We start from the raw sequence: 10,472 nt of genomic DNA, 5'->3' as shown, positions 1-10,472 counted from the left end.
ACGCTTCGAGCATCCGCACACCCAGAACGGCGCCGGTCGCGCCGGTGATGCCCACGACAAGTCTCCGCCGCCGACACAGGCTTCTCCCCGAAGCCTGCATTCCCTCATCCGCTGCATTCATGGTCGATCCGATCGTCAAGGTGCCTGTCCACGCTGCGGGGTTGGAAGTGCACAAGGCTGGCTATCGTGGAGTGAGTCTGCATGGCCGTTCGGCAGCGTCACCGGCACCTACCGCCACCGATGGGAAGCATCATCGAACCGCTGTCGAGTCCGGTACCAGCGACATCGTCAATCCTCAAGCAGCGGTGAGCAGTTCGCGATCTCGGAAAGGCCCACACTGCGTGCGCGCGAGTCGCAAACAAGATTTTCGTGCACGTGTCACCGCCCCGGGATCAGAACACGCCCGCGACGACGATGGTGCGGTGACCGTCCAAGCGCTCGGCGAACTCTGCCAGGAATTCCGGACGCAAAGGGGGCCAGTTCCAGAACGTGAACCCCAGGCATCCGAACGCGAGAGCGTGACCGGCCCATCGCCATTCGACCAAGCGAATGCGCTCCCCGCACGCCGGGCACGGCACACCCGCAGCGTCATCACCGGCGAACCACCCGGCCAGGCCATCGACCTCGAACAGCTTCCAGAATTCACTCGCGGATCCGGCTTCCGAGTCCGCCCGCGGCGTCATCGTGTGGCAGGCCGGACAGATCGCCGCGTCCGGGAAACCGTCCTCCCGGTAGTACCCGAAGACCTCACGGCCAGTATGGATCACCAGACCATTGGTCACCATGCTGTACGGCGCGATCGTATCAGCGGCCCACTCGACCACCCGTGACGCGGCGGTCCCGGGCGGGTACCCCGAATCGGAAAAATACACCCGATCGGTCGGCTCGGATTCCACGACCTGCGTCGCAACGAGCCAGTCGAGCACCGTCTCGGCCAAAGCCGATGCCTCGGCGAACCCTGCGTCGATGTCGACGATCGTGCGAAAGCGATCCGCCATACCCTGTCCTCCGCCCGCGATGGTCGAAGCAGCAAACGTTAACCGACCACGAGCCCCTTCCCGGCAGTAGGAACAGGTAAAACCACTGTCCTGCAACCTGATCCAGACCAGGTGACGTCGGCTTCCGTTGCCTGTCTGTCTGTCGATTCGTCGCCCAGATCGACTCCCCGAGGCGGCCCGTCGAACCTTCGTCACAGACATGATCAGCGTCCTGCACCGCCTGCTGAACTCCTGAACGACATACTCAGCCGAACGCCATGCGCGCATCGGTTACGGGCTGCGGCCACTCCCGCTGTCGATCACCAGGTCCCGGATCGCGTCCTGGATATCGTTCAACAACGCGCGCGGAATCGAATCGCCATTCCAGCGCCTCACCGACCGTGAGCCCTACCCTAGCGCGATCTCATGCGGTGGGCACTTCGCGCTCGATCCGGCGGGCGGCAGAAACTTCCACTGTTGCGAAGCCGGTGGCTGCGTTGTCAGCGAGATCCGCATAGTTCAGCAGTTTATAAGATATGTCGTTGAGCGCGTTCTCGATCTTGAGCAGAGCGAAGTCCGCATTCATCGCCAGGCTCGAGGATCGCATCTCCTCGACAACAGACATCCGTTTCCGGGCCGATCGGTTTATTCACTTCCTGCGACGCCGATCGCAGCGCAGTCGCCAAGCGGTGTAATTCAACCGGCTCGACCATCATGGGCACGATCCCTCCGCACGGTAACGCGCGACTCTCCTGCGACCAGTCGGTTATGACACCAACTACTGTGCGCGCCTCCCTGACCTGGGAAGCCGACGCGATCCTCGACTATCGTGCGAGGTCGAGGAGGACCGGCGTCGTGGCGTACTCGATCGGAATTTGGATGACCCGACACAGCACCAACATTGTGGTGTATCGGTGGGAATCCGACCGTGGCGGACAATCCCGCGCCGGATTCGTCGTGCTCGATCTACGTGAACAGTCCGTGTGTCCGTCCACTCCCGAAGGGCAACCTCTCGGGGATATGACCCTTACAGCGCGCGTCGGCCGCTGCGAAGGGCTCACTCCCGACGTCGATACGGGCCTGTTCATCCAGATAGCCTCCTCGATCCTGCGCAGGATCGATACCGACGGCGCCCCACCCCGCACCGCGCATCGCGTCTACGGATAACCTGCCCCACCGAGCGACCACGCGACCCACATTTCCCGAAATGGCGCCACCGAGCCAAGAGTTCCCACCGATAGGAACAACGAGTGCGGAAATGCGGTCCCAAGGCCCACACTGGCCTGCGACAACGGTATAGGAACGAAACAATGCGAGGGACCGGTTCCTTCTCTCGAAAAGGTTGCCAGATATGAGAAACCGGCGCTTCTTCTCCCGGATCCGGCTGCGGACCCCCACACTCGGCTACGGCTTGGTCGCCGTCCTGCTGACGATCGCGCTCGCAGCCGGCGACGCCCAGTTGCGTCAAACGAGCATCGTGCAGAAGTTCACCCAGCCCGCCACTGTCACCTACGACGACCGATCCGTCCACTACATCGGCCTACTCCAGGTGCGCACCTGGATACTTCGCCGCGACCTCCCGTATCGAATCCACGCCGGCCGCGACCCTTCGCTGTCGTCCGGACATTCGGTCGAGATCGCTATGACCGGAACCGACCGACCAACCATCCGCACTGTCACCTGGACACTGGACGGCGCGCGAATAGTTTTCGAGACCGGGCACGAAATCTTCATTCCCGCCGGCCGATTCACCGATGGCCGCTGATACCGATCGACCGAAAGTAGCCGACGGAGGCCGAGCTCATGGACGTTCAACCGGTCGACGTGAGCGCCCTGGCACACGCGGTCCGGGCCAAGGCCACCACGTTGGCTGCGATCTCGCTCACCGAGCCCGCCCGCGAACTCGACACCGCGTTGAAAGGCTCACGGATCGTGTGCGCCCTCACCGGCAACCCACCTACTCAGACCGGCATCCTCACGCAGGTCGACCAGCTGATCGCATCGATCGCGACCGCGCTGTGTACGATCGGCCACCGGATCAGCCTGCCCTGCCACGACCCAATCCCCGTGGACCCGAACGACTCCGCAGTCAGTCACCAGGGGCGATGATGCCGCTGACGGTCCCTGTCGTTCTCTCTTGGAACACCGACGCACTCGACAGTCTCATCAGCGAGATAATCCGGGTCTCCTCCGCGGTGGAACGACACATCAGCGCAACCACGTTGCTGACCGCCCAGTCCATCGACTATTTCGACACCGACCGCGGCAAGACCTTCCGCGACATGATCGACACCCAGAACACCTCCCTGCATGTTCTGGTCGACGTCCTACGCAAGATCGCGACCGTTCTTCGGGGGAAGTTCCATGAGATCCGGACCAGTGTGCACCACCTCCGCGCGCTCAGCCACGAAATCGACCGGCTCAATCTGCGATTGACCGACGACGGCCGTGTGGAATACCCGCACGGATTCGACAAACGCGTCGCGGTCCAGTTCGAGCCCGAACACTCTCGCACCCCCACCGACAAGGTCCTCGCCGACATCGAGGCCTTCCGCAGCAAAGCCACCATCATTGCCCAGGACTGTCTGAAGGCGATCGGCCGGCTCGATGCGGAAACCACCGACCTGCTCAGCACCGAATGGGCTCGTGTTCGCCGCGCCGTCCATCCGTCGTAATCGACCCGGAGTTCGCGATCACGCCGAATGCCTTGTCACACATGGGAACACGACCAAGACCTCAACCGGGCCGCCGCTTCCATAATCGCCTCGACATGCAACCGTCAACCGAACAAGGCACGCACGTCCGCTACTGAAAGGCAGAGCTGAGCCGACCATGCGATTCTCACGACGGCAGGTGAGGAGCGCGAGTGTCGTCGCGCTGCTCCTGACAACACTCACCACCGGGTGCTCGACCGACAACGACCTCCAATACCCGCTGTGCACAACAGGATCCAACGGCTACCCGGTATCGGAGGCCGACCTCGGCCCCGAGCCGACAGCACCCGATCTGAGCCAACGACCCGAGATCGCCACCGGCTACCGCACCGGAATGACCCCGGTCCGCACCAAATCCTTCGCGGTCTCCACCGCCAATCCTCTCGCCACAGAGCAGGCCTGTCGCGTACTGTCCGCCGGCGGCACCGCCGCAGACGCGCTGATCGTGGCCCAAACCGTCCTCGGACTGGTCGAACCACAAGCCTCCGGCATCGGAGGCGGCGCATTCCTGCTCTACTACGACAAGTCGACCGGCACCATCGACGCCTACGACGGCCGCGAAACCGCGCCTTCCGCCGCGACCCAGAACTACCTGCGCTGGACCAGCGACACCGACCACACCACACCACAACCGAACACCCGCGCCAGCGGCCGATCCGTCGGCGTACCGGGCGTCCTGCGCCTGCTCGAACTCGCCCACCGCGACCACGGGCGACAAGACTGGTGGGATCTGTTTCACCCCGCCATCGACCTCGCCGATCGAGGCTTCCCCATCAGCGCGCGCCTCGCCGCCCAGATCAGCGCCTCCGCCACCGACCTCGCACGCGACGACGACGCGCGCGGCTACTTCCTCCAAGACGACGGCACCGCCAAACCTGTCGGCACCCTGCTGACCAACCCGGCCCTGGCCAAAACCCTCAACGCCATCGCCGCCGCCGGCGCGGATGCCTTCTACACCGGCGCCAACGCCGCCGACATCGTCGACGCCGTCGCCACGAACAGCAGCGGCCGCACCCCAGGGCTGCTCTCGACCACGGACCTGAACTCCTATCAAGCCAAGAAACGCGAGGTCTTGTGCGTGCCCTACCGCACCCACGAGATCTGCGGCATGCCCGCCCCGTCCTCGGGCGGCACCACCGTCGCGGCCACCCTGGGCATCCTGTCGCAGTTCGACCTGGCCGCCCTGCAACCCACAGGCACCCAAGGCGATACCGATTCCGCGCGCAATGGCGGCACCCCTACCGCGGAGGCGATCCATCTCATCTCCGAAGCCGAACGCCTCGCCTACGCTGACCGCGACAAATACCTCGCAGACCCCGAATACGTTCCCCTGCCAGGGAATTCACCGCACACCCTGCTCGACCCCCGCTACCTGGCCCAACGCGCCCAGCTCATCAACCCGCACCACAGCCTGGGCACCGCACCGCCCGGCGACTTCGGACCCTCCCCCCTCGGTACCGGGCCACAACTGCCCGAACATGGCACCACCCACATCTCCATCGTCGACAAGTACGGCAATGCCGCATCCATGACCAGCAGCGTCGAATCCGCCTTCGGATCCTTCCATTTCGTCAACGGCTTCCTCCTCAACAACCAACTCACCGACTTCGCCCCCGAACCAGCCGACTCCACCGGCGCACCCATCGCCAACCGCATCGAACCCGGCAAACGCCCCCGCAGCTCGATGGCCCCCACCCTGGTCTTCGATCGCGTCGCCGACGGCGATGGATTCCGACGTGACCAACTCCGGGCAGTCACCGGGTCACCCGGCGGGTCGGTCATCATCCAGTACGTCGTGAAAACGCTTGTCGCCCTGCTCGATTGGGGACTGAACCCCCAGCAAGCCGTCTCCCTGGTCACCTTCGGTGCTGGCAACTCCCACACCACCAACATCGGAGGCGAAGCCCCTGCCATCAACACCCGCGACAACGGTGCCCACGATCCCCTGATCCGGCAACTACGACAGGCAGGCCATCAGCTCGCGCTCACTCCTCAAAGCAGTGGAGCATCCGCCATCATGCGTGACCAACACGGCTGGATCGGCGGCGCCGACCCTCGCCGCGAAGGCGCCGTGCTCGGCGACATCCCTCGCTGACGAACTGGCAGTGGCACAACTCGCGCCCGACCAGCTCGCGCGCCGCCGAATCGGCGGCGCGGTCGAGCCCCCAGTTCGAGCTGGTCTGGCAGCGCACACCCGTGGTCCACTCGATGAGCAACCGGTCGAACTACTAGATTCGGATGAGCCGGTGCGCCGATGGGCAGTGTGCGAGCGGCAGGAGTTCCATGTCTCGAGTGGGTCGGCCACGGCCGGGCGATGAGTCCTTCGCCGACAAGAACGCCAACGTTGTGCTGACCACGGGAGCCGGCCAACTTCTACACCGACTGGCAGCACCACGACCCTGCCCTGGGCACCAACAAACGGGAAACCTTCCTCACCCGAGAACTGCCTCCACTGATCGACGCACGATTCCAAGGATCGGGCAGGCAAAAGCCGTCGAGGGGGTATCGATGGGCGGCGGAGCCGCGATGATGCCGGCCGTCCGCAACCCGGGCTTCTATCAGGCGGTCGCCGCCCACAGCGGCTGCTCCACCGTCGGACCCGGACACGGTGTGGCCCGCGCGATCGTCCACAGCTACAACGGCAACCCCGACAACATGTTCGGCCCTCCCCACCACCCGGATTGGCTCGCCCGCGATGTCATCCGTCACGCCGAGGAACTACGCGGCACCAGCGTCTACCTATCTTCGGGAAGCGGCATCCCCGGCGAGGCCGATACACTCGGGCCATCTGGCCTGCCCGAGTGCATCACTCAAGGTGGTCCCCTCGAGGGGGCGCGTATGCCTGTGCCGCGGCCCTCGTGGACCGGCTCGCGCAACTGAGAATTCCCGGGTCAGCCAATCTGCGTCCTTCCTGGCCGTATTGGGCCGAGGAACTGGAGCGTTCTTGGCCAGTGATCGCCCACGGGTTGGCTTCCGGAAACTGACTAACGACTCCGGCCACGTAGGCATCAAATATCCAGTCCGACAGCACAATCGGATTCTCGTAACCATGATCGGCGCTCCGGCGAAGTCCGGTCAGAGGTCAAATGCTTCTCTTGAAGGGGAACTCGGTCAAACCGCCGATGGGTAGCCTCTCGCCATAACCTCTCGTCGAAGGAATCTGCATCATCGCGGTCGACCGCAGGGCTCCCTTCATTTCGAAGGCACAGTACGAATGCGATTCCGCGACCACGCAAAGCTGAGACAACATCTTGCCAGGGCCACCCCCGACGGGATTTCGCCCTGGCAAAGATGCAGTCTATTTTTGAACCGCTTCGCTGGTTGTCTGACTAATTGCCGTTGAAATCACCGGTCAAACCCATTCCAGGAAAACCGCTTTGGTCGGAGCCCGCGCTGTTGCCGTTGAAACTGCCGTTCTGCGGCCCCACCCGCAGGTCGCGCCCGGGTGTCTGCTCGCGGTTCAGCGCTCCACCCGTATCCCCATCGGATGCGGAACTCGAACCCGGAGCGCTGGACTGCAGATGCAATATTGCAGGTGGCACCGCGATCGCGGTGGCCGGCAGCACGGTCGCCGAGCACGCCAATGCGGCGGTGATCAGGACCTGACGTACCAGGCTTCGACTGTTCGGGTTGTTCTTCATCTCAAGCTCCGTTGGTGATTGACGCGGCTGGCGATCGGCCGTTCCGAATCGATTATTGATGGATGCCTGAAGTTTGCGCCATTCCCAACAATGGAAGGTTCTCGCGCACCGTAGCCGAGGCAAACTGCGATGAAATGAACACAACTGTTCTCACTGCGGAGAAAAAGCGCTACAGGAATAACCTTGGGCGATGACAATTCAGTGGTGGGGAGCGCAGAACCGAGAATCGTACAATCACGATCATCTCGCGCACTGGGACGCGATCGACGAAGCAGCCAGAACCGCCCAGTGGCACACAGTAATCGCGCTCATCGGGCATCGCAGCGGGCAAACAACAGCAGTCGATGACGTCAACGGCCACCGCATCGGAGCAATGCCTTGCTCGACCCCCCTACACCATGCGGCATCCCACGGCGCCCCCGCCGATGTCGTACAACACCTGATCCAGCTGGGCGCCTGGCGATCACTGCGCGACACCAACGGCGACACCCCCCTCGAGCTGGCCGCCCAGCGAGGACACCGGCATCTATACGAACTATTGACCCCCCTAACCCACCACCACTTCCCCGCCGCCGACCTGGCCCAACTCGACCACATCCTGCATGCGGTCATTGTCGGACGCGCGCACCACCTCGTGCGGCGAGCCCGTCTCCGGCTCCCGCAACTCGAGCCGCTGACAGAACTCGAATCCCCGCAACCGCAGATGTGGTGCCCGGTCCCTGGCATGTACGGGGGGTTCGACATCGTGTTGCAGACGACGACCGGGCACACCGAACTGCTCGTCGAAAGCTGGTCGAGGGTCAACGGCGGATCCGGGCGAGAGCACCACGTCACGACCACCGGCTACCGGGTGATATCGCAGGGCTTCGTCTGAACCGGACTGCTCATTCGAGCGAATGCCTCATTTGTGGACGGGCCGTGACGCCAGCCAGCCACGCACCTGCGCAGGCAGATCCGCAGTGACCTCCGCGCGAGCCCACGTGCCGGCCGCGGTACGCGCGATCCGCAGGGCGGGGTTGGCGCCGGCGCAGACCCACAACTCGTCGGCGGTACCCGAACGCCACCCCACCTTCAACGGGAAGTGCGGACTGGTGCTGTAGGCCCCCGCATCGAAAACCTCCTCCCCTGAAGTTGTTTCGACGATGGAGACGAACGCGGTCATCGGCATCGGATCCCGCGCCCGGGTCATGTTCGCGATCGGCGGTGTCCGCCCCGGCCGGACCGAGATCTCGAACCCCCCGCCCGGCGAGCGCGCATCGGTCGCCAACCAGCGCTCGGTGAGCGCAATCATCGATTCGACCGGTACCTCACCCGCTGAGCAGCCACCGAGAACAACGCAGGCACCGAACGCGACCGTGACAGCCAGGGTGTGAGGTCCCCACCCCGCCCCACTTCGACTCAGTCGCATCGGTCCCACCCCTTCGATCGGTTCTACGTCATACCGCCTGCACGCACGAAGCGTGCATTCACAGTGGTCGCCATCCGACCAACTGCGGTTATGGGCAGCAGCCACCCGGCCCGCCGGCCACTGTGCGGTCGGCGGCACCGACACTCGTGTCCGGCTGAACAACCGCCACACCGAACGAGAGTGCCGCCGTGAACGTCGTCGCCATGACGCCACGAACTATCAAGGCAACCAAGCTCTTTCGAGATCTCCACATGGTGAACACTCACCTATCACTGATTAGTCAGTCGACCGGGTTCGGAAACCTGGACTCCTGAACCGCTGATTCTTCTACGAGAACGGTGCTTGGGACGCCGACAGTGTCCCCACCGATGAGAGCGCCGGGCGCGGATCCGGAAGAATCACCAAATCGCGCTGCCGCGGACAGGGTTCGCCGCATTGCAACCGCGCAGCACTTCCCTGTCGTGGGAAGCGGGTCTGGGGCTTGTACGGTTCCCGCCGACGAGTCACTCGTCGCTCCAGGAAGAACTGTCAAGGAGACCCACCTGATGAACAAGCTCTATGTATTCGGATTCGGTTGTATGGCAAGCGCCGCCATCGCTATCGCCGGCGCGGCCTCGGCCTCTGCTACGAGCGAGATCGTCGGCCACGATCCGGTGACCGGTTCGTCGAGCTCCTCAGGGGATCCCAGCACCGGCGGTATCAACGGTGGCGGCCACCAGCCCAGCAGCGGCTCGAGCAGCGGCGCGTTTGCTGGTAGTGGTGTCCGTCCGCGATTGTAGACGGTGGTGACATCATGTCGGCCCCAGCCGATAACGGACACCGGCTGGGGCCGACACGATTCATGGCAGACAGCGGGGCCATCCTGATCGGCGTCCCACCTCAATAGGCCGAGAACACGTTGTCGATCGAGCCGTAACGATCCGCAGCGTAGTTGCACGCCGCGACGATGTTGGCGACGGGATCGTAGATGTCCCAGGACGTGCCGTCGACGTGGTAGGCCGCGAACGTCGGGTCGATAACCTGCATTAACCCCTTGGATGGAATGCCCTGCGCAGCATTGCTGTCCCACAGGTTGATCGCGAACCGATCACCGCTGGACTCGCGCATAATCGTGCGATGAATTCCTTCGTAAGAACCGGGTATTCCATGATCCCGCATCACCTCGAGCGATTCCAGAATCCACCCGTTCACATCATCTGTGTAGCGGTGACGACTGATCAGCAGGTTCGGATCACCTGCCAGCATCACCATTTCGTGGCCGACGAGGTCAAACGCCACATCGCGCGCCGCCGGCCCCGCCACCGCATTCGCCGACAGCGTAGTGGACAGGCCCTGAACGGGCATTCTCGGACTCGACTCCGAACCTGGTATGCAGAATGCTGCCGCAACGACAACTATCGACAATAGCGCAATTCCGTTTCCAGTCGCCCGTTTCGACCGGTGATCGGTTCGTTTCGAATTCGTCCTGAGTTTGGATCGCATGATGTTCCTCCACATTCGTCGATCCATGGATGGAGTTATCGGAAGAAAGCGATCGATACGTCTTCTTCCGAGAATGTAACCCATGTCGACTCGCGGACATGAATTCCAGATGCGAGATGACCGAATGCTACATACGGTTCTGCTATTTCCCGCCGATGGGAACCTTCGAAATATATACATGGGGTGCCGGTAAGGATCGTGTCACCAGCCGCAAGTCGGGGTGAAAGCCGAGCGTAGGTGGGTGAGGATG

General features: G+C 63.4%; 13 protein-coding genes. 8 read left to right on the top strand and 5 right to left on the bottom strand.

From position 1 onward, the window contains the following. Positions 1 to 392: 392 nt before the first annotated feature. On the bottom strand, positions 393 to 1,094 hold the full coding sequence (locus tag JK358_RS37600; RefSeq protein WP_201958317.1) for a hypothetical protein: 702 nt from the start codon (positions 1,092 to 1,094) through the stop codon (positions 393 to 395). A gap of 307 nt (positions 1,095 to 1,401) precedes the next feature. Next, the gene (locus JK358_RS37595) at positions 1,402 to 1,602 is read right to left on the bottom strand and encodes a hypothetical protein (protein WP_201958315.1); all 201 of its coding nucleotides are present in this window, start codon (positions 1,600 to 1,602) and stop codon (positions 1,402 to 1,404) included. Positions 1,603 to 1,832: 230 nt separating this feature from the next. On the opposite strand from JK358_RS37595, the gene JK358_RS37590 reads away from it, so the two are divergent. The 6 genes from JK358_RS37590 to JK358_RS39740 all read left to right on the top strand — a co-directional run bounded on the left by JK358_RS37590 (position 1,833) and on the right by JK358_RS39740 (position 6,571). Further along, a complete protein-coding gene (locus JK358_RS37590) occupies positions 1,833 to 2,144 on the top strand; it encodes a hypothetical protein (protein ID WP_201958313.1) in 312 nt (103 codons plus the stop codon). Between the two features lie 184 nt (positions 2,145 to 2,328). Then, positions 2,329 to 2,742, top strand: a complete 414-nt coding sequence (locus tag JK358_RS37585; RefSeq protein ID WP_201958310.1) for a hypothetical protein — start codon at positions 2,329 to 2,331, stop codon at positions 2,740 to 2,742. 38 nt (positions 2,743 to 2,780) lie between these two features. Next, on the top strand, positions 2,781 to 3,086 hold the full coding sequence (locus JK358_RS37580; RefSeq protein WP_201958309.1) for a hypothetical protein: 306 nt from the start codon (positions 2,781 to 2,783) through the stop codon (positions 3,084 to 3,086). Beyond that, entirely contained in the window at positions 3,086 to 3,652 is a 567-nt protein-coding gene (locus JK358_RS37575) for a hypothetical protein (protein WP_201958308.1), read from the top strand. The genes JK358_RS37580 and JK358_RS37575 overlap by 1 nt, the downstream gene beginning before the upstream one ends. Before the next feature lie 157 nt (positions 3,653 to 3,809). After that, complete coding sequence (locus JK358_RS37570) at positions 3,810 to 5,786, top strand: gamma-glutamyltransferase family protein (protein WP_201958307.1); 1,977 nt, start codon at positions 3,810 to 3,812, stop codon at positions 5,784 to 5,786. Positions 5,787 to 6,199: 413 nt separating this feature from the next. Beyond that, complete coding sequence (locus JK358_RS39740; RefSeq protein ID WP_232852564.1) at positions 6,200 to 6,571, top strand: alpha/beta hydrolase-fold protein; 372 nt, start codon at positions 6,200 to 6,202, stop codon at positions 6,569 to 6,571. A 449-nt stretch (positions 6,572 to 7,020) separates the two neighbouring features. On the opposite strand, the gene JK358_RS37560 is transcribed toward JK358_RS39740, so the two are convergent. Beyond that, a complete protein-coding gene (locus JK358_RS37560; protein WP_201958306.1) occupies positions 7,021 to 7,332 on the bottom strand; it encodes a hypothetical protein in 312 nt (103 codons plus the stop codon). Positions 7,333 to 7,705: 373 nt separating this feature from the next. Between JK358_RS37560 and JK358_RS37555 the strand changes: the two genes are divergently transcribed. Beyond that, on the top strand, positions 7,706 to 8,206 hold the full coding sequence (locus JK358_RS37555; protein WP_201958305.1) for an ankyrin repeat domain-containing protein: 501 nt from the start codon (positions 7,706 to 7,708) through the stop codon (positions 8,204 to 8,206). A 27-nt stretch (positions 8,207 to 8,233) separates the two neighbouring features. On the opposite strand, the gene JK358_RS37550 is transcribed toward JK358_RS37555, so the two are convergent. After that, positions 8,234 to 8,623 (bottom strand): hypothetical protein, encoded by a 390-nt coding sequence (locus JK358_RS37550; RefSeq protein ID WP_201958304.1) that lies wholly within the window; start codon positions 8,621 to 8,623, stop codon positions 8,234 to 8,236. A 662-nt stretch (positions 8,624 to 9,285) separates the two neighbouring features. Here JK358_RS37550 and JK358_RS37545 point away from each other — a divergent pair. After that, positions 9,286 to 9,519 (top strand): hypothetical protein, encoded by a 234-nt coding sequence (locus tag JK358_RS37545; RefSeq protein ID WP_201958303.1) that lies wholly within the window; start codon positions 9,286 to 9,288, stop codon positions 9,517 to 9,519. A gap of 100 nt (positions 9,520 to 9,619) precedes the next feature. Here JK358_RS37545 and JK358_RS37540 read toward each other — a convergent pair whose 3' ends face one another. Further along, complete coding sequence (locus JK358_RS37540) at positions 9,620 to 10,084, bottom strand: transglycosylase SLT domain-containing protein (RefSeq protein WP_372440808.1); 465 nt, start codon at positions 10,082 to 10,084, stop codon at positions 9,620 to 9,622. Between the last annotated feature and the right edge of the window lie 388 nt (positions 10,085 to 10,472).

Origin of the sequence: Nocardia acididurans, from assembly GCF_016741815.1 — a bacterium.
Classification (GTDB): domain Bacteria; phylum Actinomycetota; class Actinomycetes; order Mycobacteriales; family Mycobacteriaceae; genus Nocardia; species Nocardia acididurans.
The sequence above is the reverse complement of the archived record's forward strand: the minus strand, read 5'-3'. Positions and strand labels throughout refer to the sequence as shown.